Annotated in this window: 25 protein-coding genes; 7 read left to right on the top strand and 18 right to left on the bottom strand. The window is 67.7% G+C overall.

Going from position 1 to position 21,408, the window contains the following annotated elements; all coding sequences use genetic code 11:
* Positions 1 to 75: 75 nt before the first annotated feature.
* From lipB to MC45_RS09095, 3 genes are all read left to right on the top strand, one after another.
* Positions 76 to 726, top strand: coding sequence for a lipoyl(octanoyl) transferase LipB (gene lipB, locus MC45_RS09085; RefSeq protein WP_038662083.1), 651 nt, complete (start codon positions 76 to 78; stop codon positions 724 to 726).
* A 115-nt stretch (positions 727 to 841) separates the two neighbouring features.
* Complete coding sequence (locus MC45_RS09090; RefSeq protein ID WP_038662086.1) at positions 842 to 1,105, top strand: hypothetical protein; 264 nt, start codon at positions 842 to 844, stop codon at positions 1,103 to 1,105.
* A gap of 186 nt (positions 1,106 to 1,291) precedes the next feature.
* Positions 1,292 to 2,056, top strand: coding sequence for a hypothetical protein (locus MC45_RS09095; protein ID WP_052075593.1), 765 nt, complete (start codon positions 1,292 to 1,294; stop codon positions 2,054 to 2,056).
* 52 nt (positions 2,057 to 2,108) lie between these two features.
* Here MC45_RS09095 and queE read toward each other — a convergent pair whose 3' ends face one another.
* From queE to MC45_RS09135, 8 genes are all read right to left on the bottom strand, one after another.
* Positions 2,109 to 2,741, bottom strand: coding sequence for a 7-carboxy-7-deazaguanine synthase (gene queE / locus MC45_RS09100; protein ID WP_038662089.1), 633 nt, complete (start codon positions 2,739 to 2,741; stop codon positions 2,109 to 2,111).
* A gap of 4 nt (positions 2,742 to 2,745) precedes the next feature.
* Positions 2,746 to 3,441, bottom strand: a complete 696-nt coding sequence (gene queC / locus MC45_RS09105) for a 7-cyano-7-deazaguanine synthase QueC (RefSeq protein ID WP_038662092.1) — start codon at positions 3,439 to 3,441, stop codon at positions 2,746 to 2,748.
* A gap of 192 nt (positions 3,442 to 3,633) precedes the next feature.
* On the bottom strand, positions 3,634 to 4,542 hold the full coding sequence (gene hslO / locus MC45_RS09110; RefSeq protein WP_038662095.1) for an Hsp33 family molecular chaperone HslO: 909 nt from the start codon (positions 4,540 to 4,542) through the stop codon (positions 3,634 to 3,636).
* A gap of 70 nt (positions 4,543 to 4,612) precedes the next feature.
* The gene (gene argF, locus MC45_RS09115; protein WP_038662099.1) at positions 4,613 to 5,530 is read right to left on the bottom strand and encodes an ornithine carbamoyltransferase; all 918 of its coding nucleotides are present in this window, start codon (positions 5,528 to 5,530) and stop codon (positions 4,613 to 4,615) included.
* Positions 5,531 to 5,671: 141 nt separating this feature from the next.
* Positions 5,672 to 6,868, bottom strand: a complete 1,197-nt coding sequence (locus MC45_RS09120) for an aspartate aminotransferase family protein (RefSeq protein ID WP_038662102.1) — start codon at positions 6,866 to 6,868, stop codon at positions 5,672 to 5,674.
* A 113-nt stretch (positions 6,869 to 6,981) separates the two neighbouring features.
* Entirely contained in the window at positions 6,982 to 7,635 is a 654-nt protein-coding gene (locus MC45_RS09125) for a sigma-70 family RNA polymerase sigma factor (RefSeq protein ID WP_038662104.1), read from the bottom strand.
* A gap of 94 nt (positions 7,636 to 7,729) precedes the next feature.
* On the bottom strand, positions 7,730 to 7,867 hold the full coding sequence (locus MC45_RS19545) for a hypothetical protein (RefSeq protein ID WP_038662107.1): 138 nt from the start codon (positions 7,865 to 7,867) through the stop codon (positions 7,730 to 7,732).
* Positions 7,868 to 7,988: 121 nt separating this feature from the next.
* Positions 7,989 to 8,798 carry a response regulator gene (locus MC45_RS09135; protein ID WP_038662110.1) on the bottom strand — a complete coding sequence of 270 codons (810 nt, stop codon included), beginning with the start codon at positions 8,796 to 8,798 and terminating at the stop codon, positions 7,989 to 7,991.
* Between the two features lie 270 nt (positions 8,799 to 9,068).
* Between MC45_RS09135 and MC45_RS19550 the strand changes: the two genes are divergently transcribed.
* The 3 genes from MC45_RS19550 (at position 9,069) to MC45_RS09145 (ending at position 11,239) form a co-directional block, all read left to right on the top strand.
* A complete protein-coding gene (locus MC45_RS19550; protein WP_169742539.1) occupies positions 9,069 to 9,239 on the top strand; it encodes a NepR family anti-sigma factor in 171 nt (56 codons plus the stop codon).
* An 8-nt stretch (positions 9,240 to 9,247) separates the two neighbouring features.
* A complete protein-coding gene (locus tag MC45_RS09140; RefSeq protein WP_425423967.1) occupies positions 9,248 to 10,840 on the top strand; it encodes a sensor histidine kinase in 1,593 nt (530 codons plus the stop codon).
* 264 nt (positions 10,841 to 11,104) lie between these two features.
* Positions 11,105 to 11,239, top strand: a complete 135-nt coding sequence (locus tag MC45_RS09145; protein WP_038662115.1) for an entericidin A/B family lipoprotein — start codon at positions 11,105 to 11,107, stop codon at positions 11,237 to 11,239.
* A 110-nt stretch (positions 11,240 to 11,349) separates the two neighbouring features.
* Here the strand turns inward: MC45_RS09145 and tatC are convergent, their stop codons facing one another.
* The 10 genes from tatC to MC45_RS09195 all read right to left on the bottom strand — a co-directional run bounded on the left by tatC (position 11,350) and on the right by MC45_RS09195 (position 20,655).
* Positions 11,350 to 12,126 (bottom strand): twin-arginine translocase subunit TatC, encoded by a 777-nt coding sequence (gene tatC, locus MC45_RS09150; RefSeq protein ID WP_038662118.1) that lies wholly within the window; start codon positions 12,124 to 12,126, stop codon positions 11,350 to 11,352.
* 5 nt (positions 12,127 to 12,131) lie between these two features.
* Complete coding sequence (tatB, locus tag MC45_RS09155) at positions 12,132 to 12,527, bottom strand: Sec-independent protein translocase protein TatB (protein WP_038662121.1); 396 nt, start codon at positions 12,525 to 12,527, stop codon at positions 12,132 to 12,134.
* A gap of 28 nt (positions 12,528 to 12,555) precedes the next feature.
* The gene (locus MC45_RS09160; protein WP_038662123.1) at positions 12,556 to 12,795 is read right to left on the bottom strand and encodes a twin-arginine translocase TatA/TatE family subunit; all 240 of its coding nucleotides are present in this window, start codon (positions 12,793 to 12,795) and stop codon (positions 12,556 to 12,558) included.
* Positions 12,796 to 12,822: 27 nt separating this feature from the next.
* Positions 12,823 to 13,401, bottom strand: coding sequence for an SMC-Scp complex subunit ScpB (scpB, locus tag MC45_RS09165; RefSeq protein WP_038662125.1), 579 nt, complete (start codon positions 13,399 to 13,401; stop codon positions 12,823 to 12,825).
* Positions 13,398 to 14,123: a segregation and condensation protein A gene (locus MC45_RS09170; protein WP_038662128.1), complete on the bottom strand. Its 726-nt coding sequence runs from the start codon at positions 14,121 to 14,123 to the stop codon at positions 13,398 to 13,400. Before MC45_RS09170 ends, scpB begins: the two co-directional genes overlap by 4 nt.
* Positions 14,123 to 15,124, bottom strand: coding sequence for a glycoside hydrolase family 3 N-terminal domain-containing protein (locus tag MC45_RS09175; protein ID WP_038662131.1), 1,002 nt, complete (start codon positions 15,122 to 15,124; stop codon positions 14,123 to 14,125). The genes MC45_RS09170 and MC45_RS09175 overlap by 1 nt, the downstream gene beginning before the upstream one ends.
* Before the next feature lie 257 nt (positions 15,125 to 15,381).
* On the bottom strand, positions 15,382 to 16,098 hold the full coding sequence (locus tag MC45_RS09180; RefSeq protein ID WP_038662134.1) for an SPOR domain-containing protein: 717 nt from the start codon (positions 16,096 to 16,098) through the stop codon (positions 15,382 to 15,384).
* Positions 16,098 to 17,822 carry an arginine--tRNA ligase gene (gene argS / locus MC45_RS09185; protein ID WP_038662137.1) on the bottom strand — a complete coding sequence of 575 codons (1,725 nt, stop codon included), beginning with the start codon at positions 17,820 to 17,822 and terminating at the stop codon, positions 16,098 to 16,100. Before argS ends, MC45_RS09180 begins: the two co-directional genes overlap by 1 nt.
* A gap of 216 nt (positions 17,823 to 18,038) precedes the next feature.
* Positions 18,039 to 19,187, bottom strand: a complete 1,149-nt coding sequence (locus tag MC45_RS09190) for a DUF1501 domain-containing protein (protein ID WP_038662140.1) — start codon at positions 19,185 to 19,187, stop codon at positions 18,039 to 18,041.
* 4 nt (positions 19,188 to 19,191) lie between these two features.
* Positions 19,192 to 20,655, bottom strand: coding sequence for a DUF1800 domain-containing protein (locus tag MC45_RS09195; protein WP_179944529.1), 1,464 nt, complete (start codon positions 20,653 to 20,655; stop codon positions 19,192 to 19,194).
* Between the two features lie 200 nt (positions 20,656 to 20,855).
* Between MC45_RS09195 and MC45_RS09200 the strand changes: the two genes are divergently transcribed.
* The gene (locus MC45_RS09200) at positions 20,856 to 21,152 is read left to right on the top strand and encodes a hypothetical protein (RefSeq protein ID WP_038667011.1); all 297 of its coding nucleotides are present in this window, start codon (positions 20,856 to 20,858) and stop codon (positions 21,150 to 21,152) included.
* Positions 21,153 to 21,408: the final 256 nt, after the last annotated feature.

Raw genomic sequence — 21,408 nt, forward strand, 5'->3', positions numbered from 1 at the left:
TCGGTTAGCCCAAGCGCCCCGGCTTGGCCACTCGCCAACTTGCAAGCGCCCGGTCTCTGGCACACATGCACCGGCATGACCGAGATCGATGGTATCGAATGGCGGGTATCGCCGGGCCTGACGCCTTATGACGAGGCACTGGCGACGATGGAGGCACGCGCCGAGGCGGTGCTGGCGGGCGAGGCGCGCGAGCTGATCTGGCTGCTCGAGCATCCGCCGATCTACACCGCCGGCACCAGCGCCTCTTCCGGCGACCTGATCGATGCGCGCTTTCCGGTGGTCGCGACCGGACGCGGCGGCAAATACACCTATCACGGCCCCGGCCAGCGGATCGTCTATCTGGTGCTCGATCTCGGCAAGCGCGGCCGCGACGTGCGCTGCTTCGTCCATGGCGTCGAAGGCTGGGTGATCGCGGCGCTCGCCGAACTCGGCGTCACCGCCTTCCGCGCCGAGGGGCGGGTCGGCATCTGGACGCGCGACGGTGGCGCGGAGGCGAAGATCGGCGCGATCGGCGTTCGCGTGCGGCGCTGGATCACGCTGCATGGCCTCGCGGTCAACGTCGCACCCGACCTCAGCCATTTCAACGGCATCATACCGTGCGGACTGCCCGATTTCGCCGTGACCAGCCTCGTCGATCTGGGCCGTGACGATCGTCTGGCAACCTTCGACGATGCTCTTGCGTTGAGCGCTCCGGCATTCCTCCGGTCCCTGTCTTGTCCGGCATAAACGCGCCGGACAGAATTCGAGGCTTGAGGGCTGGGCGTTATGCGATTAATGTCCACTGCGATTTGGGTATTAAAGGGCCAGCAAGCCGTCCAAATCCTATTCTAGGGAGCTTCCAATGCGTGCACTCATCTCCAAGGTCCTGACCGGCTCGCTGATCGCCGGCGCCGCTCTTGCGGTTTCGGCCTGTGGCCCGAAGACCGAAACGGCCACCGACAACACGATGGTCACCGACATGAACACCACCGACGACATGGGCACCATGAGCGACAACATGACCGCCGTCGACGGCGCGTCGAACGGTGGCATGATGGCGAACGACACGATGATGTCGAACGACACCATGATGTCGAACGACACGATGACCACCAACGCAATGTAATCTCCCGTCAGGGATATTACGGTGGTGAAACGGCCGTCCGGGCAACCGGGCGGCCTTTTCTTTTGGTTCCAACGTTCTGGCGCATTTCATCCGATTTTATCGTGGATTGGCGCGATCGGGGATTGGGTCGGCCCGCGAAACCGTCTAGAATCGCCCGATAATAGCTTTCCGTGGGGATGACGAAAGATGACCGTGTTGCGTATCGCGCTGGCGCTTGGCGGCGCCGCGATCGGCCTGGCGGCGGCGGCGCCGGCTTCGGCACAATTCTACCTGCGCTCGCACGATTTCCGCGGCGAGGCGGTCAAGGGGCATGAGGACGGCCTCGGCCAGCCGCTACCCGGCGCGACCGAGGCGGAACTGCGCGCGGCGATGGCGTGGAGCGTCCGAGCCGCGCTCAACGTCGCCGCGCTGCAATGCCAGTTCGAACCGACGCTGCTCACCGTGCCCAATTACAATGCGGTGCTGAAGGACCATGAGGCCGAGCTGAAGAATTCGTTCGACACGCTCACCAAATATTTCATGCGCGTCAACAAGGCGCCCAAGGCGGGCCAGGCGGCGCTCGACCAGTTCGGCACGCGCACCTATTCCGGCTATGCGACCGTCGCGGCGCAGTTCGGCTTCTGCCAGACGGCGAGCGGCATCGGCCGCGACGCGACCTTCGTGCCGCGCGGCGGCTTCGGATCGTTCGCGATGGATCGCGTCCGTGAGCTGCGCAACAGCCTGACGCCCTATGGCGAACAGCATTTCCAGCGCTATCTCGGCCGCGACTATGCTTCGCAGCCGCGGCTCGACACGATCTGCTGGAACAAGAAGGGCGAATGGGTAGCCAAGAAGTGCGGCGTCTTCGCCTGGCCGCCGGCGAGCCCGACGGGAACGGCAGCGGTGCCTGCCGCCGCAACGGCCGCGACGGTGCCCACCGTGACGGCAGCCGCGGAAACCGCGCAGCGCTGACGGCAAATCCCCCCGGATCCGCTCCGGGGGGATTTGTTGCTTTTGGAAGTCCCTAGCGCAGTCCCAGCAGCTTGTGCGTCTGCAACGACAGCCGCCATTGCGGGCGCTCCATCACCACCGCGATCGCCGCCTCGATGTTCGCGACACCGCGGGCATCGTCCATCGGCTGCAACAGGCGGTTGGCGAAATCCCAGCTCTCGACCTCGGCGATATCGGTCCCCGCCTGCGGCCAGACCAGCTTCAGCTCGTCGCCCGAGCGTTGCACCACGACGCTGCCCGCCTTGGGACTGACGCACACCCAGTCGATCCCCGGATGCACCGGCAGCGTACCGTTGGTTTCGATCGCGATGCGGAAACCGGCGTCGTGCAGCGCCTCGACCAGCGCATCGTCGATCTGCAACATCGGCTCGCCCCCGGTGAGGACGACGAAGCGCGCTTCCCGTCCCTCACCCCAGAAGCCCGCGACCGCCGCGACCAGGCTCGCGGCATCGGCAAACTTGCCGCCGCCCAGCCCGTCGACCCCGACGAAATCGGTGTCGCAGAACCGGCAGACCGCCGTGGCCCGATCCTGCTCGCGCCCGCTCCACAGATTGCACCCAGCGAAGCGCACGAACACCGCCCGGCGCCCCGCGTTCACCCCCTCACCCTGCAGGGTCAGGAACATCTCTTTGACGGCATAGCTCATGCGATCAGGGCCGGACGGCGTAGACCGTCGGATCGGCTATGCCCGCTTCCTCGAATCCCTTGGAGCGCAGCCGGCAGCTGTCGCAGGTACCGCAATGGACCCCGCCCGGTGCCGGATCGTAGCACGACCAGCTGATCCCCATGTCGACGCCCAGCCGCTGGCCCTCGCGGACGATGTCGGCCTTGGTCATATGCTGCAGCGGCGCGTGGATCTTGAACGGTTCGCCCTCGACGCCCGCTTTTGTGGCGATCTCTGCCAGCCCTTCGAAGGCCTGGATGAATTCGGGGCGGCAATCGGGATAGCCGGAATAATCGAGCGCGTTGACGCCGATGAACAGGTCGCGCGATCCCGCCGCCTCCGCCCAGCCGAGCGCGAGGCTGAGGAAGATCGTGTTGCGCGCCGGCACATAGGTGACCGGAATCCCCTCGCCGACGCCGTCCTTGGGCACGTCGATGTCGGCGGTAAGCGCCGAGCCGCCGAATGCCGACAGGTCGAGCGGCAACACGATATGCCGCTCCGCCCCCAGCGTGGTTGCGACGCGCCGCGCCGCGGCCAGTTCGACGCGATGGCGCTGGTTATAGTCGATCGACAGCGCAAGCAGGCGATAGCCCGCTTCGCGCGCACTGGCGGCGGAGATCATCGAATCGAGCCCGCCGGAGACGAGCACGACGGCCAGAGGCCCTACGTTTTGCATGGTCATGATCCCCCCGGCGCTAGGCCAAAGCGGCGCAAAAGAAAAGGGCCGCGGGTAAGGCGGCCCTTGAAGGAGAGAGAAGCGATCGCTCCTCTGGGAGAAAAGCGTGCCGGTCATGAACAGGCACACCCCATGGCTAAGCGCCGGGTATTAAAAGGAGATTAAGATGCCCCGCGGATATCCCTCCCGCCCTTGCGCTCAGGCGACCGGATCGGCCTCGGCCGGAACCGGGAATTTGGTTGCGCAGAAGGCACAATCGACCTGGATGAACCCGCGTTCGTCCGCCATCTCGCGCCGTTCCTCCAGCGAGAATTTGGCCAGCACGCTCGCGATATAATCGCCGGTGCAGCGGCAGCCGCGCGACAGCGGGGTCGAGGCGAGCACGCGTACGTCGGGCTCCTCGTTGAACAGCCGCCAGACCAAAGTCTCCAGCGACAATGCGGGATCGGCGAGTTCGTCGACCCCCATCGTCTGGCCGAGCGCCGCGACATGCTCCCATTCGGGATGGTCGAGCCGGGTGTGCAGCCGCTCGCGACCGACCTCGCCTTCGGGCAGATGCTGGAGGAACAGGCCACCGGCGACAATGCGCTCGCCGTCGCGGGCGATGCCGACCCGAACGAGGCTGGGGATCTGCTCGGACTGGACGAAATAGCTTTGCGCCGCCTCCGCCAGCGTCTCGCCGTCGAGCGGGACGATGCCCTGATAGCGCTCGCCGGTCGCCGCGAGGTCGAAGGTGATGGCGAGATAGCCCTGACCGAACAGCGCGAACAGCGTCGGCTGCTCCGGCGCCGCGGCGAGCTTCTCGGCGTCGAAATCGATATACCCGCGCACTTCCCCGCCCCGATAGTCGCAGACGAGCAGCTGGACGACGCCGTTCTCGGTCCGCGTCTGCATCGTGAGTTGCGCGGTCGGGTCCTTGAGCGTCGAGCCGATCAACGCCGCCAGGGTCAGCGCCTCGGCGAGCAAGGCCTCGATCGCGGGGGGATAGGCGTGCGCCGCGAGCACCGCGTCGAGCGCCGGACCAAGCCGCACGACCCGTCCGCGCGCCGAGCGGGAGGGAATCGCGAACCCGAGCGCGCGATCGATATCGATGGGGGATTGTTGCATCGGCAGGAAATGGGATGGCGCGGTGGATGGGTCAAGTTACCCACCGCCCCCCGTTCGACACGCCCCCGGATCAGCCGATCTGGCCGAAGACCCAGCGCAGCACCGCTTTCTGCGCGTGGAGGCGGTTCTCCGCTTCCTGCCAGATCAGCGACTGCGGCCCGTCGATCACCGCATCGACCACCTCTTCGCCACGATGCGCGGGCAGGCAGTGGAGGAAGCGCGCATCGGGCTTGGCGCGCGCCATCAGGGCCTCGTCGACCTGATAGGGCATCATCGCGGCGAGCTTGGTCTCGGCATGCGCCTGGCCCATCGAGATCCACGTGTCGGTGACGATGACGTCGGCACCCTCGACCGCTTCCTGCGGCGAGGCGACGACGCGGGCACGGCCCTGCCCGCGCGCGACATCGGCCTCGGCCGGCATGAAGCCCTGCGGACAGGCGGCGGTGACGTCGAACTGCATCAGCCCGGCTGCCTCGATCAGCGAGGCGAGCACGTTGTTGCCGTCGCCGAGCCACGCCAGCTTGAGACCGGGCAACGCCTTGCCGTCCTCGAGGATCGTCTGGAGATCGGCCATGATCTGGCAGGGATGCGACTGGTCGGTCAGGCCGTTGATGACGGGCACGCTGGCGTAGCGGGCCATGTCCTCGACCTTGGCGTGATCGTCGGTGCGGATCATGATCGCGTCGACATAGCCCGACAGCACGCGCGCGGTATCGGCGATGCTCTCGCCGCGACCGAGCTGCATCGAGCCGGCATCCATGACGATCGAGGTCCCGCCCAGTTGCCGGATCGCCATGTCGAAGCTGACGCGGGTACGCGTCGAATTCTTCTCGAAGATCATCGCCAGCACATGGCCGGCGAGCGGCGCGTCGGCATCGGCGCGTCCCTTGGGGAAGCCGGCACGCGCCGCCTTGCGGTCGATCGCATCGGCCAGCATCGCGGCGACGCCATCGGCGCCGGCATCGGACAGGTTCAGAAAATGGCGCATTATAGTCCTCCCTCGCGCAGCGGAGAGAGGGACCGCGGCCGTCGGGCCGTGGTGGAGGGGGCGCTTCCCCAACGAGCCGCCCGCCATCCTCCCCCTCCACCGGCTGCGCCGGTCCCCTCCCCCTGGCGGGGGAGGACTAGATCAATCGTCGCTGGCCGGTACGAAGACCCGCGCAGCGGCGCTCAGCTTGTCGATACATTCGGCGACATGGGCGTCCTCGATCACCAGCGGCGGCAGGATGCGGACGACGTTCTCGCCGGCCGCGACCAGCAGGAGGCCGTGGTTGTCGCGGGCGTGCGCGACGAACTCGCGCGGCTCGACGCCGGCCTTGAGCTTGAGGCCGAGCATCAGCCCCTTGCCGCGCACGCTCTCGAAGACGTGATCGTGGTTGGGGATGAGCTGTTCGAGCGCGCTGCGCAGCCGCTCGCCCATCGCCTCGACGTTGGCGAGGAAACCCTCCTCCAGCATCACGTCGAGCACCGCCTGCCCCGCCGCCATCGCGAGCGGATTGCCGCCATAGGTCGAACCGTGCGTGCCGATCACCATGCCGCTCGCCGCACGCTCGGTGGCGAGGCAGGCACCGAGCGGGAAGCCCGCGCCGATCCCCTTGGCGACCGCCATGATATCGGGCTCGATGCCGTAATGCTCATACGCCCACATTTTGCCGGTCCGGCCATAGCCGCACTGGACCTCGTCGAGGATCAGCAACAGGCCGTGCTCGTCGCACGCCTTGCGCAGACCGGTGATGAATTCGGGCGTGCCGACCGACACGCCGCCCTCGCCCTGGATCGTCTCGACCATGAAGCCCGCGGTGGTGTCGTCGATCAGCGCCAGCGCGGCGTCGAGATCGTTGAACGGCGCATAAGCGAAACCGGGCAGCAGGGGCTCGAAGCCGTCGCGCATCTTGGGCTGGTTGGTCGCCGAGATCGCGCCCATCGTCCGCCCGTGGAAGGCGTTGTTGAAGGTGATGATCTTGCTGCGCTCGGGATTGCCGGCGGCATAATGGAAGCGGCGCGCGGTCTTGATCGCGCATTCCACCGCCTCGGTGCCCGAGTTGGTGAAGAACACCGTGTCGGCGAAGCTGTTGGCGACGATCCGCTCGGCCAGCGCCTCGCCCTGCGGCGAACCGTAGAGGTTGCTGACGTGCATCAGCGTCGCCGCCTGTTCGGCGATCGTCTTGACGAGATGCGGATGGCCGTGGCCGAGCGCGTTGACCGCGATGCCCGCCGCCATGTCAAGATAGCGGCTGCCGTCCTCACTGATGAGATAACAGCCCTCGCCTCGGACCGGACGCACCCCGCACCGCGGATAGACGGGCATCAGGGCGGTAATGGTCACGGGGCATCTCCTCATCTCGAAACGAGAAAGGGCGGCCCTGCACGGACCGCCCGTTCCCTCTTTACCTGTCGGCGTGGTGCCGGGTCAACACCGCGGCAACTACCCTCCGTCGATCAATGACCGCGGCTGAGTTCGTCGACTTCGCCCATGATCGTGTCGAGCGCGGTCTTGTTGACGTCGGTCTCATGCTCGCGACGCGACGGCAGCGAGCCTTCGGTGAGGATCGTCTCCAGCGCGACGCGGCCGCGCGCGACGCGGCTCTTGATCGTACCGACCGCCACCTGACAGATTTCCGCCGCCTCTTCATAAGCGAAGCCGCCGGCGCCGACGAGGATCAGCGCCTCGCGCTGCGGCTGCGGCAGATGCAGCAGCGCGCGCTGCATGTCGCCCAGTTCGACGTGGCGGTCCTGGCTCGCGGGTGCGGCGAGGATACGATCGGCGACGAGATCGTCCCACTCGCCCTTGAACCGCGCGCGGCGCATCTGCGACAGATAGAGGTTGCGCAGAATGATGAAGGTCCAGGCACGCATGTTGGTGCCGGCCTGGAAACGCTGGCGCGCCGCCCATGCCTTGAGCAACGTCTCCTGGACGAGGTCGTCGGCGAGGTCGCGGCTGCCGGACAGCGAGCGACCGAAGGCGCGCAGATGCGGGATGACCTGCGCCAGCTGTTTCTTGAATTCGGGGTCGGACAGAGCAACGTGCTCGACCGGCGCTACGGGAGCGTCGTCGTCTTCGTAATCGTCGTCACGCGTAGCAGGCTGGGTCATGCAATTCCGTTCAAAGCCGGGGACATCATTGCCGCCTCGGGCAGCAAGATAAGGGTCCGCGCCGGCAAATGCCAGTGAGACGGGCTCGGTCGAATTATCGCAGGATCAGAAAGGCGAAGATCGCGATGACCAGCACGAGTGACACACCCAGAACGTATCGGGTGACGCCCGGGGTCGCGCCCGCCCGCGCCTCGGTGGTGGTGACATGGACGGGTTCGTTCGGATCAGCCATGGACGTCAAACACACGACATCCGTTTTGGGTCCGTAACTTTATTCGACTTTGCCGCAGTCCGGCGATGATCTGGCGATGCCGACGCGCCGTTCCGGATCGAAACGACGCGTCGGCGTGTCGTCACGCGAGAGCGTTGGGGATGGTCGCCTGATCGAAGAACAGCGCCTGACTGATCGCGGCCTTCACCGTCGAACGCTGGAACGGCTTGGTGATCAGGAAGGTCGGCTCGGGACGCTCGCCGGTGAGCAGGCGCTCCGGGAAGGCGGTGATGAAGATCACCGGCACTTCGAACTCCGCGAGGATGTCCTTGACCGCATCGATGCCCGAGCTGTCGTCGGCGAGCTGGATATCGGCGAGCACCAGACCGGGGCGATCCTCCATCGCCAGCGCGACCGCCTCGTCGCGGGTCACGGCGACGCCGGTCACCTCATGACCGAGGTCGCGGACGATCGTCTCGATGTCCATGGCGATGATCGGCTCGTCCTCGATGATCAGCACGCGCGCGCGGGTCTGCTTCTCGATCTCGGCCAGCGCCTCGGCGACCAGAGTCTCGACCTCGCTGGTGTCGACCTCGATCAGATAGGCGGCATCCTCGGGGGTGAAGCCCTCCATCGCGGTCAGCAACAGCGCCTGACGCGACAGCGGCGTCATGCGGGCGAGACGGGCCCGGGCGACCGCCTCGGTCCCCTCGGCGTCGCTCTGCGAGGTCTGCTCCTCGCCATCGGCATTGGCCGAGGCCCAGATGCCCTGGAACATACGGTACAGGCCGAGGCGCGGATCGACGTCGCGCGGGAATTGATCCGGCGCCGCGACGATCGCCTCCAGCGTGGCGCGGACGTATTTGTCGCCCTGCTGCTGGCTGCCGGTCAGGGCCCGGCCGTAGCGCCGCAGGAAGGGAAGATGCGGTGCGAGTTGCTGTCCAAGCGACATGGGTGGTGATCACTCCCTGAAGAACTGCCCGGATGTCCGGGATCTGAAATATCGAACGGGTGCCTGATCTGTGCGGGCGCCCGCCGCTTTGCAACGATGTTTGTCGAAGAACCCGACCGACCCGTGGGCCCGCGGAAATTTCGCGCGACGATGGAACCATCGAAGGCTAATTTGGTTTCATCGCCGATCGAATGGGTCAGCCGCTCCTGATTTGCGGCTATCATTCATTGTGCGTCGATTGCCCGGTAGGACCGGGCCACCCAGGGGGACATGTTGGAACTGCCCAGCGACAAGGACACGAAAACGTCTTCCAAAAAGTCTCCTGCCAAGGTTCAGAGCAAGGATCGCGACATGGGCGCGGCACTTCGCTCCGCGTACCAGCGGACGATTGATGAAAGCGTTCCCGACGAAATGCTCGACCTGCTGAACAAGCTCGCCTAGCAGAGGGCATGGCCACACCCTTCGCCGCGGCATCCTCCACCCGACGCGCGGCAATGGCCCCGGTGTCGGCGCTTTCGCGTTTGCCGACGGGCGCCAAGCTGTTCATCACGCTCAGCATCGCATTGCTGTTACTGGCGCTGATCGCGATCGGGGCGACGCTGCAGACCGGACGGACCGCGGATGCCGAGGCGCGGGCGCGGCTGCGTATCGCTGCCAACGAGAGTGCGCGCAGCATCGCGATCGAGCTGATCGGCGACATGACCGCTTTGCGCGTCGCGGTGAATGCGCTCCAGGCCGATGCCGGCGATGCGCCGAGTTGCGCGCGGGCGCAGGGCGTATTTGCGCAACAGGCGACGACGGGTACGCGCTTCTCGATCGTCGATCGCAATGGCCGGCTGCTGTGCGGCGAACCGCTCGACAGCAACGTCTCGATCGATACCAGCACCGCGGTCGGCGCGGCGATCGTTCCCGACAAGGGCCTGATCCTGTCGGTTGCCGGCCCGCGCCGCGGGCCGAGCGCGCGCGTCTTCTTCCCCCGCCCCTTTCTCGCACGGCTCGCCACGCCGACCAGCCGCGCCGTGCCGCTCGCCAGCGCGCTGGTGCACGACGACACCTCGCTCGACCTCGCCAGCATTCCCGACCTCGGCCCGCTCGATCGCGTCGAGACCGTCGAGACCGACCTCGGCCTCGGCGGCCTGACGCTGCGGACGAGCACGCGCAGCGCGCCGATCACCTCGTCCTTCCTCGTCGCGCTGATGCTGCCGCTGTTGATGTGGGCGGCCGCGGCGGGATTGGCATGGTTCATCGTCGACCGGCTGCTGATCCGCCCGCTGCGCCTGCTGCGCGCCAGCGTCGCCTCCTACACGCCGGGTGAAGTGATCGACCCGGGCCAGCTCGGACCGTTGCCGGCGCAGGAGATCCGCGAGCTCGGCGACACCTTCCGCGCGATCAGCCGCACCGTCGCGCTGCACGAGGCCGGCTTGGCCGAGGCGGTGGTGCGGCAGACCAAATTGACGCGCGAGGTCCACCATCGCGTCAAGAACAACCTCCAGGTCATCTCCAGCCTGATCAATTTCCATGCGCGCGGTGCGCCGAGCCCCGATGCGACCGCGGCCTATGCGTCGATCCAGCGTCGCGTCGACGCGCTCGCGGTCGTCCACCGCAACCATTTCGCCGAGATGGAGGACAATCGCGGGCTCAACCTGCGTGCGGTGATCGGCGAACTGGCATCGAACATCCGCGCCACGGCGCCCGAAGGCGCGACCAGCCTGTCGATCGCGCTCGACGTCGACCCCTATCTCGTCAATCAGGACGTCGCGGTGGCGGTCGCCTTTCTCGTCACCGAGACGATCGAGCTAGCGATGAATTGCGACCGTGCCGCGCAGATCCGCGTCGCGGTAAAACCCGGCGACGACGACGCCAAGGCGAAGCTCCGCGTCGTCTCGCGCGCCTTCGTCGCGAGCGAGACGCTGGAGACCTTGCTGTCGACCCGCTACGGCCGGGTGATCGAGGGTCTGTCGCGCCAATTGCGGGCGCCGCTGCACCACGATCCGATGACCGGCGCCTATGAAATCGCCATCGCCGTGCTGGGCCGCGACTGAACGAAAATAATTTCAAACCCGGTCGCTTTTGCACGGAACCAACGATCCGAGGCCGGGTTATGCAATACGGATCGCGACCTTATGCCCCCCCGCTCTCGCGGTCCACGACATAGGCCCGGAAACACTCACCCTCCCCCCCCCGGTGAATGTTTCCGGGCCTTATCGATTCAATCCTACCGTATCATGGCAGGTCGAGAGTTCCGGGTCCGGAACGAATACGCCGCCCGATCATTCCCCTAGCGCTATTCAAGCCCAGGAGGTTCTATGCGTAAGGTTCTCGGATTGGTCGTCGTCGCGGGTGCGCTCATGGTCAGCGCGTGCAACACGGTCGAAGGCGTCGGCAAGGACGTAAAGTCGGCCGGCAGCACGGTCGCCAAGACCGCCGACGACGCCAAGTAAGCTTCCACCTCACGTGGTCGGAAAAGCCTCCGCTCCAGCGAGCGGAGGCTTTTTTGTGTCAGGTATACGTCGGGCATCGGCGACCACGTCGTCCCCAGTGGAGAAGTGGGTTACGCCTCGACGATGTCGGTGCCCGCGACCTTCAACCGCTTGCGTTCGGTGAACCAGATGCCGATGATCGCGACCTCGTAAAGCAGGATCAACGGCACGGCGAGCAGCACCTGGCTCATCAGGTCTGGCGGCGTCAGCACCGCGGCGATCGCCGTCGCGCCGACGATCGCATAGCGCCGTGCGCCGATCAGCTGCTTGCGCGTGATGATCCCGGCCCGTTCGAGCAGCATCAGCAACACCGGCAGCAGGAACGCAATGCCGAAGGCGAAGAGGAACTGCATCACGAACGACAGATAGTTGCCGATCGCCGGCAGCGCTTCCTGATGGACGCCGCCGACGTTGCCCTGGAAGCTCAGCAGGAAATGCAGCGCCATCGGGATCGCCATATAATAAGCGAGTGCGGCGCCGCCGATGAAGAGGATCGGGGTCGCGAGGATGAAGGGCAGTAACGCGCGCTTCTCCTTGCGGTACAGGCCGGGCGCGACGAACTGCCAGAGCTGGTTGGCGATCACCGGAAAGGCGATCATCATCGCGGCGAAGAAGGCGACCTTCACCTTGACGAAGAACGCCTCGAAGATCTGCGTGTAGATCACCGTCTTCTGCCCGGCCGACAGCAGCGGCTGGACGAGGAAGGCGAAGATATCCTCCGCGAACCAATAGCTCAGGCCGAAGGCGACGACGAGCGCGGCGATGCAATAGAGCAGGCGCCGGCGCAATTCGATGAGATGGTCGAGCAACGGCGCGCGGCTGGCGTCGACCTCGTCCTCGATGTCCATGCCGCTCATGATGGCGTGGTATCCGGATGCGGCGCCGGCTTGTGCTCGGGTGCCGGCGTGACGACCGGCTTTTCGACCATCACGGGCGCATCAGGCTCGGCCTGCCCCGCCGGATCGGCCGCCGCGACCGGTTCGGCGGCGGCAACCGATTCCGCCTCCGACGACACCGGATGCTCGGCCATGATCCGGGCATTCTCCGCGGCCCAGCGCTTCTCCATTTCTTCCAGCTCCGCCTCGCGGACCATATTGTCGAAACCCTGGCGGAAGGAGCGCGCGACACCGCGCGCCTTGCCGACCCAATAGCCGACGACCCGCATCGCCTTCGGCAGGTCCTTGGGTCCGATCACCACCAGCGCCACGAAAGCGACCAGCAGGAATTCGGACGGCGCGATATCGAACATGTAACGCTGTCAGCGGATCGAGGGCGGCTTAACGGTCGTCGCGGACGCGCTCGCCGTCGCGATCGAACGCGGGCTCGGCGGCCTTCTGTGCTTCGATGCGCGGTGCCGGCTTGGCGGGGACGTCGTCGTCGTGTTCGGCCATGCCCTTCTTGAAGTTCTTCACACCCTTGGCGACATCGCCCATCAGGTTGGAGAATCGGCCGCCGCCGAGCAGCAGAATCGCGACGACGGCAAGAACGAGCAGATGGATCGGGCTGAAGCTGCCCATGGCGTATCTCCTAGAATGTCTTCTTATCTAATCGCTATCGGAGTCCTTTGCCACCTCCAAAGCTTCCTCGAGCGCAAGGTCGACGGGATCGAGCAGGCCGGCGGCGCGCAGGTCGTCGATCCCCGGCAGGTCACGACGGCTTTCGAGGCCGAAATGGTCGAGGAAGCCCGGCGTCGTCGCATAGAGCAACGGTCGACCCGGCAGCTCGCGCCGCCCCGCCGGGCGCACCCACCCCGCCTCCATCAGCACGTCCAGCGTCCCCTTGGCGGTGGCGACGCCGCGGATCGCCTCGATCTCGGCGCGGGTGACGGGTTCGTGATAGGCGATGATCGCCAGCGTCTCGATGCCGGCGCGGCTCAGCCGGCGCACCTCCTCGCGATCGCGACGGAGCAGATGCGCGAGATCGGGCGCGGTCTCGAAATGCCAGCGGTCGCCGCGGCGGACCAGAGCGATGCCGCGGCCGGCATAATCGCGTTCGAGCCGGGCGAGCACGGCGCGCACATCGACGTTGCCGACATAGGCGCGGATCGAATCGACGCCGAGCGGCTCGGCCGCGGCGAACAGCAGCGCCTCCACCGCGCGCATCGCGTCGTCGGGGGGCGTCATTGCAGCGCCCTGAGATACAGCGGCGCGAACGGCGCCGACTGGCGCAATTCCACCCTGCCCTGTTTGGCGAGTTCGAGTGCGGCGAGGAAGGACGAGGCGAGCGCCGACTTGCGCAGCCGCCCCGATCCGTCGGGCAGGAAGCTCTCCAGCGTCGTCCAGTCGAGGTGCACGCCGATCAGACGCGACACGCGCTCCAGCGCCGCTTCCAGTGTCATCACCTCGCGATCGGCGACGACGTGCATCACCGGGCGGGTGCGTGCGCTGACCCGGCCATAGGCCGCGATGAGGTCGTAGATCTCCGCCTGCCAGCGGGCGTGGCGGATCGTCCGCAGCCCCTCCGGCGCGCGCCGCAGGAAGACGTCGCGGCCCAGCCGGTCGCGCGCCATCAGCCGCGCACCCGCCTCGCGCATCGCGGCGAGCCGTTCGAGCCGCAATTGCAGGCGCAGCGCGAGTTCCTCGGGGTCGGGCTCCTGCTCCGGGTCGCGCGGCAGCAGCAGCGCCGACTTCAGATAGGCAAGCCACGCCGCCATCACGAGATAATCGGCGGCGACCTCCAGTTGCAGCGTCTGGCGTTGCTGGATGTAGCGGAGATATTGCTCGACCAGCGCGAGGATCGACAGTTTGCGCAGATCGACCTTCTGCGCGCGCGCCAGAGTCAGCAGCAGGTCGAGCGGCCCCTCCCACCCTTCCAGATCGAGCGTGAGCTGTTCGGGTTCGGCCATCAGACCAAAGCGAGAAACGCGTCGCGTTGCGCGATCAGCGCGTCGAAATCGCCCGTCGGTGCGCCGACGCTCGCCATCGCGCGGTCGAGGCGTGCGCGCGCGGCATCGCCGATCGCACCGAGCCTGCCGGCGATCTCGACCATCTCGTCCATCCGCGCCCAGCAATCGAGGACGAGGTCGCACCCGGCGGCGATCGCACCAGCGGCTTTCTCGCCCGCGGTGCCGGACAGCGCCTTCATGTCGATGTCGTCGGTCATCAGCAGCCCGTCGAAACCGATCGCGCCGCGGATCACCTGTTCGATCACGATCGGCGAGAGGGTCGCGGGGCGCTCGCGATCCCAGGCCTCGAAGACGATGTGCGAGGTCATCCCCATCGGCGCCTGCGCCAGCGTGCGGAAGGGTTCGAGATCGACCTCCAGGGCCGCGGCGTCGGCGGTGACGGTGGGGAGGAGATGATGGCTGTCGACCTGCGCGCGGCCGTGGCCGGGCATATGCTTGACGACGCCGACGACGCCGCCGGCCCCCAGCCCCTCCAGCATCGCGCGGCCGAGCGCGGCAACCTGCATCGGCCCGGCACCATAGGTGCGGCAGCTGATCGCCTCGGTGGTGTCGGGCTGCGCGACGTCGATGATCGGGGCGCAATCGACGGTGATGCCGATCTCGGCGAGCATCAGGCCGAGCGCCTGGCCGTTGGCGCGCATCGCCTGGATCGCCGACATCGGCGCGGTGTCGTAGAGTGCGGCGAAGGCGGGGCCGGCGGGAAAGGCGGGCCATTCGGGCGGCCCCATGCGGGCGACGCGGCCGCCCTCCTGATCGATCAGGATCGGCAGGTCGGCGCGGCCGGAGAGGTCGCGCAGCGCGTCGGTGAGCGCGCGAACCTGTTCCCGATCGCGGATGTTGCGCTTGAAGAGGATGTAGCCGGCGGGGTCCGCCTCGGCGAAGAAGGCACGTTCGTCGGGGGTGAGGGCGAGGCCGGCGATGCCGAAGATGACGGGCTTCATGCGGCACGGTTAGCGCGGGTGCGCGCAAGATGCGAGAGCGGGGCGCTTATGTCCTCCCCGGCGGGGCGAGACCGTTACCGAAGGGGGCCGTGATGAGGTTCCTTCGGTTCGCCCGACAGATTCGTCACCCCGGACTTGTTCCGGGGTCCACCGGGCCGCAGGGGTATCGCTTCCGCCCCGAGCCGTTCCCCTCGCCGCGGAGTGGACCCCGGAACCAGTCCGGGGTGACGGCGTGGATGGGCGAAGAGCACCCCGCCTCAGCTCGCGACGAAGCAGCTTTCGCCGGCGACGCGCAGGCGGCCGCAGATGTCGGCGGCCTGATTGGCGCTGCCGGCGTTGACGCGCAGGCGGTAGAGCGTGCGGCCACCGGTGGCGACCGATTGCACCGACTTGCCGAGCGGCGCCAAATAGCTGAACCGCTTGGAGAAACCGTCCCATGCGCTGTTCGCCAGCGCCTCGCTGGGATAGGCACCGAGCTGGACCAGCGAACCGCTGGCGCCGGTCGCCGCCGGCTTGCGCTGGACGCTGACCGGCTCCGCGGCGACGAGCTTGCCGCTCGATGCCGGCACCTGCGCGACGGCGTTGCTGCCGCCGGGGCCGGCGGCCTTGGCGGTCGGCGCGACGCGATGACCGTCGATCGGCTTTTCCGGCACCGCGTTGAGATCGATCGAGCCATTGCCCGCCTTGCCCGCGCTGGTCGCGATCGCGGCATCGCCCTCGCCCTTGACCTTGAGGCCACCGGGCTCGTCGGGCTTGACCTTATAGTCGCCGTCCTGCGCGGCGATGAGCTGGCCATCGGCGGTCGCGCGGGTCTGCAGCTTGTAGATGCCGAAGATGATCAGCGCGAGCACGGCGAGGCCGACGACGACCAGCGCGATCGTCTTGCCGATCGGCGCGCCCTGTTCCTCATCGGGCTCGACGGTTTCGAGCCACGGCAGGCGGTCCTCGTCGCGCAGATCCAGTCCGTCCCCCATCACTTCATCTCCGAAACCGCGACCACACCCATGATGCTCAGCCCGTTACGGATAATCTGTGCGACCGCCGTCGCCAAGAACAGACGCGCCGCGGTGGCATCATGATCGTCGACCACCAGGAAGCGGCGGTCGGGCCGGTCGTTGCCGACATTCCACAGAGCGTGAAAGGCGGCAGCTAAGTCATACAGATAGAACGCAATTCTATGCGGTTCACGCGCCGTCGCAGCGGTCTCGACGATGCGCGGGAATTGCGCGGCGAGCTTCACCAGCGCCAGCTCTTCCGTATCAAGCCGGGACAGATCGGCGGCGCGGGCCGCGATCCCCGCTTCCTCGGCGCGGCGGTGCAGCGAGGCGACGCGGGCGTGGGCGTATTGGACGTAGAAGACCGGATTGTCCTTCGACGCCTCGACCACCTTGGCGAAGTCGAAATCCATCTGCGCATCGGAGCGGCGGGTCAGCATCGTGAAGCGGACGACGTCCTTGCCGACCTCGCGCACCACGTCGGCGAGCGTGACGAAATTGCCGGCGCGCTTCGACATCTTGACCGGCTCGCCGCCGCGCAGCAGCCGCACCATCTGGACGAGCTTGACGTCGAAGCGCGTCTTGCCGCCGGTCAGCGCGGCGACCGCCGCCTGGATGCGCTTGACGGTACCGGCATGGTCAGCGCCCCAGATATCGATGAGCTGGTCGGCCGACTGGCTCTTCTGGAAATGATAGGCGAGGTCGGCGCCGAAATAGGTCCACTGGCCGTTCGACTTCTTGATCGGCCGGTCCTGATCGTCGCCGAACTGCGTCGAGCGGAACAGCGGCAGCTCGACCGGCTCCCAATCCTCGGCCGTTTCGCCCTTCGGGGCTTCGAGCACGCCGTCGTAGACGAGGCCACGCGACCGCAGCTCCGCCTCGGCCGCCTCGGGCTTGCCCGCGGCCTGCAACTCGGCTTCCGACGAAAACAGGTCGTGGTGGATGCCGAGCAGCGCCAGATCCGCGCGGATCATCACCAGCATCGCCGCGACCGCGCGGGTGCGGAACAGCGCCAGCCATTCGCCTTCCGGCGCGCCGACGTAGCGGTCACCGAATTCCGCGGCGAGGTCCTTGCCGACGGGGACGAGATAATCGCCCGGGTACAGGCCCTCGGGGATCGCGATCGTCTCGCCGAGCGCCTCGCGGTAGCGCAGGTGCGCCGAGCGGGCGAGCACGTCGACCTGACCGCCCGCATCGTTGACGTAATATTCGCGGATGACCTTGTGGCCGGCGAATTCGAGCAAGGCGGCGAGCGCATCGCCGACCACCGCGCCGCGGCAATGGCCCATATGCATCGGACCGGTCGGATTGGCGGAAACGTATTCGACGTTGACGCTGATCCCCTGCCCCTGCGTCGAACGGCCGTAATCGTCGCCGGCCGCCTGGATCTGCGCGAGTTCGTCGCGCCATGCGGCGTCGGTAAGGCGCAGGTTGATGAAGCCGGGGCCGGCGACGCTCGCCTCGGCGATCTCGTCCAGCTTCGCCAGTTCGGCGGCGAGCGCCTCACCGAGCGCGCGCGGGTTGAGCTTGGCCGGCTTGGCGAGGACCATCGCGGCATTGGTGGCGAGGTCGCCGTGACTGGCGTCGCGCGGCGGCTCGACCGTCACGTTCTTGCGATCGAGATCGGCCGGCAACGTGCCGGCGGCGACGAGGGTATCGAGAGCCGCGGCGACATGCGCGGCGAAGCGGGTGTAAAGCGTCATGAGCGTCCGTTCGGCGAAAGTCCCCTGCTCTAGCTTACAAGCGGGGTGGGTTCAAATAGCTGCACTGCACCATGGCGTGTTGGACGACATGGACAAGATGGACACCTTAATGGAAACGATCGAGGGGTCATCGTTTCCGTTTCTGCTCTGATCGATCAGCGCGCCACGTTCGATGACGGGTCTAGCAGAGGAGGTGTCTGTAGGACAGCCGGCCCCTCACACCCGCAGCAGTCCCTCGATCGCCGCCGTCTTCGCGCTCGCAGGGAAGAGCGCGGCCATCGCGCGGGGCGGTTCGACCGCGAAATGGTCGGCGACCGCGCCGCCGATGAAGGCGTCGAGCGGCGTCGTCGGCTTGAGGTCGCGTGCCTCGTAGAGGCTGGCGGAGGCAAGGCCGGGCCAGTCGGCGAGGACGCGGCCGCCGCGGACCGCGCCGCCGAACAGCATCGCCGCGGTGCCGGTGCCGTGGTCGGTGCCGCCGGTGCCGTTGATCGCGACGGTGCGGCCGAACTCGGTGGCGACGAGCACCAACGTATCATCCCATACCGGGCCTAGCCCCGTCTGAAGCGCGCCAAGCATCGCGTCGAGCCCCTTGAGCTGCGTCGCGAGGCGGCCGCGCTGGCCGGCGTGGGTGTCCCAGCCGCCGGTCTCGATCGTCGCGATCCGCGCGCCGTTCGCCGGCGCGAGCAGCCGCGCCGCCAGCGCACCGGTCGCCGCGGCGTTGCGGCCGTTGTCGCGGGTGAGGTCGCCGGTCAGCTGGCGGGTCTGCATCGCCTCGTTCCACAGCCCGTGCAGTTGCGCATCGCCTTGATAAAGTTGCGTTACCCGAGCGAGCAGGTCATCCGAGGCATCGGGCAGCGACGAGGGCGCGTAGCTCGCCACCTCGCGGCGGCCGCGCAACGCCATCGGCACGGTGGCGGCGATCGCGATCGCCTTGGCGTCGTCGGTGGGGACGACGCCGAGCAGGCGGTTCATCCAGCCGTCCTTGAGCTGATAGGCGCCGGTGCCGCCGGTCTCGAGCACGTTCTGGCCGTCGAAATGCGAGCGGTCGCGATAGGGCGAGGCGATCGCATGCGCGAACAGCGCCTGCCCCTTGCCGTAGAGCGCGGCGGCGTTGGCCATCGCCGGGTGGAGCGCGAACATCGCATCCAGCTTCGTGCCCGCGGTGAGATCGGCGGCGAGGTCGCCGCGCGCACCGACGAAGGCGGGATCGCCGGTCGCGCCGATCGTGCCGAGCCCGTCGGCGGCGCCACGCTGGATGATGAAGACGAAGCGTTTGGGCGTCGCCGCCCTGGCGAAGGCCATGCGCGGCGCGAAGCTGCCGAGCAGGCCGAGGCCGCCGGCGGCGAGGAAGGAGCGACGATCCATGATCTTACCTCCGCATCATTTCGGGCGAGACGAGCAGCAACGCGAGCGCCTGCCCGGGGCTTTCGGCGCGGGCGAGCGCCTGCGTGGTGGCGGGCGAGACCGCGTCAGGGAACAGCCGCGGCGCGAGCGCGCGCGCGTCGATCGTCGCGCCCGAGCGGGCGGCGAACCGCTCCGCCGCCTCGACGCGGCGCATCACCGCATCGGGACCGGCCCAGCTCGGCGCGGTGTCGTCGTAACCGATGGGCTGGCCGGGCTTCCACAGCGGCTGGCCCAATTGGTTGAGCAGCCCCTGCACCGCCTGCGGCTTGACGTCGGCGAGGCTGAGCGCGCGATAGGTGGAGACGGTCCATTCCGACGGCGTCTTGAACTTGGCGGGCGCTGGCCGCCACGCCTCGGGCGAGGCGATCAGCGCGCGATAGACGGTGGGCAGGTCGCCGTTCGAGCGGCGGAACGCCGTCTCCAGCCGCGCGACCATCGCGGGCGGCGGCGCGTCGCCGGCGAAATGGCGGGCGAGCTTGGTGGCGACATGGCGCGCGGTCGCGGGGTGGACGGCGAAATCGGCGAGCGCGGCGCGAGCCTGATCCTCCTCGCCCGGCGGATAGGTCTTGCCGAGGATCGTGCGCGCGCCGGGCTGATGGATGTCGGGGACGAAGGCGAAGCTGCCAGGCGGCCGGTCGGCGACGAAGCGCGCGGCCGGGCCGCCGCCGATCACACCGACCGTCCAGCCGGTCATCGCGCGGGCGAATTCGGTGACGTCGGCCTGGGTATAGCCGGTGCGGACGCCCAGCGTGTGCAGCTCCATGATCTCGCGCGCCAGATTCTCGTTGAGCCCGATTCGGCGCTGGCCGCGCGCGGCGGCTTTGGCGCCGACCGGACTGTCGGGGCCGACCGACACCGCCTGATCGAGATACAGCAGCATCGCCGGATGGCGCTCGACCGCGAATAGCATGTCGGCGAAGCGGCCCATCACATGCGGGCGGATCGCCTCCATCTCCAGCGTGCCCGACAGGCCGGTGAGTTCGAGCTTGTCGGCGGAGACGGCGAAGTGATTCGACCAGAACCAGACGAGCCGCTCGGCGAAGGGCGTCGGCGTGGCGATCGCGACGGCGGTGCGCGCGCCGACGAGGTTGATGTAATCCTGCTGCGCAGCGCGCTGGGCGGTGTCGCGTGCCTGCTGCCTGGCGTCGCGTTGCGGGACGGGCGGCGCGGCGGGCGGCACGATCGGCGGCGGGGGCGGCGCGAGGGCCGGAGTCGGCGCCGGCATCTGGCGGATCTGGCGTTGCGCCGCCTGATAGGCGGCAAGGTCGGCAGCGACCTTGGCGCTGGTCGGCGCGGCGGCGATCGGGGCCGGGTTCGCTTGGTAGGCGGCGAGCTGCGCCGTCAGCCAGTTGCGTGGATCGGCCGGCGGCGACTCGTCCGCACGAGCCCCTAAACCGAACCTGTTCAATGCGATGGCAGCTTCCGACATCCGACGCTCCTCGCTCCCGGACGCACAGGATAGGTCCAAAATGTCGCAGAACTATGCCGGCCGCAGCGGCGCGATTGCACGCATGACAATCGGTCCGATATGGATTTGCATTCGGCAATGATGCTGCATCGCAATATAAAGATTGCGATACGGGCGGGAGGGGACCTGATCGGGCTCGATGCACTTTGCGGGAGGCGATCATGCGCAAGACTGTTGCTATTCTGGCCGTCACGGCGGCTGCCCTCATCCCGACCAGCGCGATGGCGCGCGACGGCGAACGGACGTTCCAGCACGAGGGATCGACTTATGTCTATACGACGACCGACGCGTCGGCGGACCGCCACGTCATCCGCGGCCGCCGCTTTCCGGGCGGCGACAGCTTCCGCTTCGTCGTGCACGGCAGCCGCGTGACCGGCGCCGCCAACGGCGTGCCGGTGTCGTTCCGCACCGCCGATGCGCGCGGCGCGGTGAACCCGACGCGGCTGGCGTCGCGGTGAGGTCTTGTCGGGGTTGCCCTGCCGGCAACCCCGGATCGCTGCACAACCTTCGCGAAGGTTCGTCGCGCCAAGCAACCCGCGCAGTGTTCCTGCGAACGCAGGAACCCAGGGCCAAGCAGAGCAACGGCTGACGGCGTTCGGAACCCTGGGCTCCTGCGTTCGCAGGAGCAATGGTGGAGCGTTTCAGTGGTGTCGACTTGTTCCGGGAGGGACCGCATTTCCGTGACCCGGTGGGCCACGGGATGTCGTGAGCGCT

The organism is Sphingomonas taxi (genome assembly GCF_000764535.1).
In the GTDB taxonomy this organism is placed as follows: domain Bacteria; phylum Pseudomonadota; class Alphaproteobacteria; order Sphingomonadales; family Sphingomonadaceae; genus Sphingomonas; species Sphingomonas taxi.

What these genes read in the sequence shown, in the direction of transcription:
- lipB (WP_038662083.1), top strand. Translation starts at nt 76, where the DNA reads ATGACCGAGATCGATGGTATCGAATGGCGGGTATCGCCGGGCCTGACG.
- MC45_RS09090 (WP_038662086.1), top strand. Translation starts at nt 842, where the DNA reads ATGCGTGCACTCATCTCCAAGGTCCTGACCGGCTCGCTGATCGCCGGC.
- MC45_RS09095 (WP_052075593.1), top strand. Translation starts at nt 1,292, where the DNA reads ATGACCGTGTTGCGTATCGCGCTGGCGCTTGGCGGCGCCGCGATCGGC.
- queE (WP_038662089.1), bottom strand. Translation starts at nt 2,741, where the DNA reads ATGAGCTATGCCGTCAAAGAGATGTTCCTGACCCTGCAGGGTGAGGGG.
- queC (WP_038662092.1), bottom strand. Translation starts at nt 3,441, where the DNA reads ATGACCATGCAAAACGTAGGGCCTCTGGCCGTCGTGCTCGTCTCCGGC.
- hslO (WP_038662095.1), bottom strand. Translation starts at nt 4,542, where the DNA reads ATGCAACAATCCCCCATCGATATCGATCGCGCGCTCGGGTTCGCGATT.
- argF (WP_038662099.1), bottom strand. Translation starts at nt 5,530, where the DNA reads ATGCGCCATTTTCTGAACCTGTCCGATGCCGGCGCCGATGGCGTCGCC.
- MC45_RS09125 (WP_038662104.1), bottom strand. Translation starts at nt 7,635, where the DNA reads ATGACCCAGCCTGCTACGCGTGACGACGATTACGAAGACGACGACGCT.
- MC45_RS19545 (WP_038662107.1), bottom strand. Translation starts at nt 7,867, where the DNA reads ATGGCTGATCCGAACGAACCCGTCCATGTCACCACCACCGAGGCGCGG.
- MC45_RS09135 (WP_038662110.1), bottom strand. Translation starts at nt 8,798, where the DNA reads ATGTCGCTTGGACAGCAACTCGCACCGCATCTTCCCTTCCTGCGGCGC.
- MC45_RS19550 (WP_169742539.1), top strand. Translation starts at nt 9,069, where the DNA reads ATGTTGGAACTGCCCAGCGACAAGGACACGAAAACGTCTTCCAAAAAG.
- MC45_RS09140 (WP_425423967.1), top strand. Translation starts at nt 9,248, where the DNA reads ATGGCCACACCCTTCGCCGCGGCATCCTCCACCCGACGCGCGGCAATG.
- MC45_RS09145 (WP_038662115.1), top strand. Translation starts at nt 11,105, where the DNA reads ATGCGTAAGGTTCTCGGATTGGTCGTCGTCGCGGGTGCGCTCATGGTC.
- tatC (WP_038662118.1), bottom strand. Translation starts at nt 12,126, where the DNA reads ATGGACATCGAGGACGAGGTCGACGCCAGCCGCGCGCCGTTGCTCGAC.
- tatB (WP_038662121.1), bottom strand. Translation starts at nt 12,527, where the DNA reads ATGTTCGATATCGCGCCGTCCGAATTCCTGCTGGTCGCTTTCGTGGCG.
- MC45_RS09160 (WP_038662123.1), bottom strand. Translation starts at nt 12,795, where the DNA reads ATGGGCAGCTTCAGCCCGATCCATCTGCTCGTTCTTGCCGTCGTCGCG.
- scpB (WP_038662125.1), bottom strand. Translation starts at nt 13,401, where the DNA reads ATGACGCCCCCCGACGACGCGATGCGCGCGGTGGAGGCGCTGCTGTTC.
- MC45_RS09170 (WP_038662128.1), bottom strand. Translation starts at nt 14,123, where the DNA reads ATGGCCGAACCCGAACAGCTCACGCTCGATCTGGAAGGGTGGGAGGGG.
- MC45_RS09175 (WP_038662131.1), bottom strand. Translation starts at nt 15,124, where the DNA reads ATGAAGCCCGTCATCTTCGGCATCGCCGGCCTCGCCCTCACCCCCGAC.
- MC45_RS09180 (WP_038662134.1), bottom strand. Translation starts at nt 16,098, where the DNA reads ATGGGGGACGGACTGGATCTGCGCGACGAGGACCGCCTGCCGTGGCTC.
- argS (WP_038662137.1), bottom strand. Translation starts at nt 17,822, where the DNA reads ATGACGCTTTACACCCGCTTCGCCGCGCATGTCGCCGCGGCTCTCGAT.
- MC45_RS09190 (WP_038662140.1), bottom strand. Translation starts at nt 19,187, where the DNA reads ATGGATCGTCGCTCCTTCCTCGCCGCCGGCGGCCTCGGCCTGCTCGGC.
- MC45_RS09195 (WP_179944529.1), bottom strand. Translation starts at nt 20,655, where the DNA reads ATGTCGGAAGCTGCCATCGCATTGAACAGGTTCGGTTTAGGGGCTCGT.
- MC45_RS09200 (WP_038667011.1), top strand. Translation starts at nt 20,856, where the DNA reads ATGCGCAAGACTGTTGCTATTCTGGCCGTCACGGCGGCTGCCCTCATC.